Origin of the sequence: Xanthomonas sp. SHU 308 (assembly GCF_000364645.1) — a bacterium.
GTDB classification, from domain to species: domain Bacteria; phylum Pseudomonadota; class Gammaproteobacteria; order Xanthomonadales; family Xanthomonadaceae; genus Xanthomonas_A; species Xanthomonas_A sontii.
Window position 1 is genome coordinate 1 of record NZ_AQOK01000406.1, and the last position, 1400, is coordinate 1400.

General features: G+C 70.0%; 1 protein-coding gene. It reads right to left on the reverse strand.

The features are described 5' to 3' along the window. Nucleotides 1-45: 45 nt before the first annotated feature. A complete protein-coding gene (gene hmgA, locus D588_RS0113580) occupies nucleotides 46-1344 on the reverse strand; it encodes a homogentisate 1,2-dioxygenase (protein WP_026143697.1) in 1299 nt (432 codons plus the stop codon). Between the last annotated feature and the right edge of the window lie 56 nt (nucleotides 1345-1400).

Genomic DNA, 1400 nt, shown 5'->3' on the forward strand with positions numbered 1-1400 from the left:
CAGCCCCGGCAGCAGCCTGAGCGGCGCGGCCGCGCCGGCGCCCGCTCAGGGCGCGCGGAAGTGCCGGCGCAGGCCCTGCCAGCACTGCTGGTAGTCGCGCTGGCGATGCGCGGCGTCCAGCGCCTGTGCGGTCGGGCGCAGCACCGCACGGGTCTCGAACATGAAGGCCATGGTGTCGGCGATGACGTCCGGGCGCGACAGGTCGGCCTGCGAGGCCTTGTCGAAGGTGGCCGCGTCCGGGCCATGCCCACTCATGCAGTTGTGCAGCGACGCGCCGCCCGGGGCGAAGCCGTCGGCCTTGGCATCGTAGACGCCGTGCACCAGGCCCATGAACTCGCTGGCCACGTTGCGGTGGAACCACGGCGGCCGGAAGGTGTGCTGCGCCACCAACCAGCGCGGCGGGAAGATCGCGAAATCCATATTGGCGGTGCCGGGCGTGTCGCTGGGCGCGGTCAGCACGGTGAAGATGCTGGGATCGGGATGGTCGAAACTGATCGAGCCGATGGTGTTGAAGCGGCGCAGGTCGTACTTGTACGGCGCGTAGTTGCCGTGCCAGGCGACCACGTCCAGCGGCGAATGCCCGATCGGCGCGCGCCACAGATGGCCCTGGAACTTGGCGATCAGTGCGAAGTCGCCCTCGTCTTCCTCGTAGGCGGCGACCGGCGTGAGGAAATCGCGTGGGTTGGCCAGGCCGTTGGCGCCGATCGGCCCCAGGTCGGGCAGCCGCAGCAGGCCGCCGAAGTTCTCGCACACGTAGCCGCGCGCGGGGCCGTCGGGCAGTTCCACGCGGAAGCGCACGCCGCGCGGGATCACCGCGATTTCCTGCGGCGCCACTTCCAGCGTGCCCAGTTCGGTGCACAGGCGCAGTTGCCCGAGCTGCGGGACCAACAGCAGTTCCGCATCGGCGTTGTAGAAGAACCGGCCCTGCATCGACGCGTTGGCCGCATACAGGTGCACCGCCACGCCATGCTGCGCCTCGGCCGAGCCGTTGCCGGCCATCGTGTACAGGCCATCGACGAAGTCCACCGGCGTCTCCGGCAGCGGCAACGGGCTCCAGCGCAACTGGTCCGGCGGCACCGGACCGCGCTGGAAGTCGTTGTGGAACGCGCCGGCACGGTCGTAGGCGACGAAGCCGCCGTGCATCACCGCCGGGCGGATGCGGTACAGCCAGCTGCGTCGGTTGGCGCCGCGCGGCGCGGTGAACGCGGTGCCCGACAACTGCTCGGCGTACAGGCCGTGGGCCACGCGCTGCGGCGAGTTCTGCCCGACCGGCAACGCGCCGGTCACCGCCTCGGTGGCGAATTCGTTGCCGAAGCCGGACATGTAGCGATGATGGTCATGCATATGCTTGAGCCTTGGATATCAAGCCCCTCTCCCACCGGGAGAGGGGTTGGGGTGAG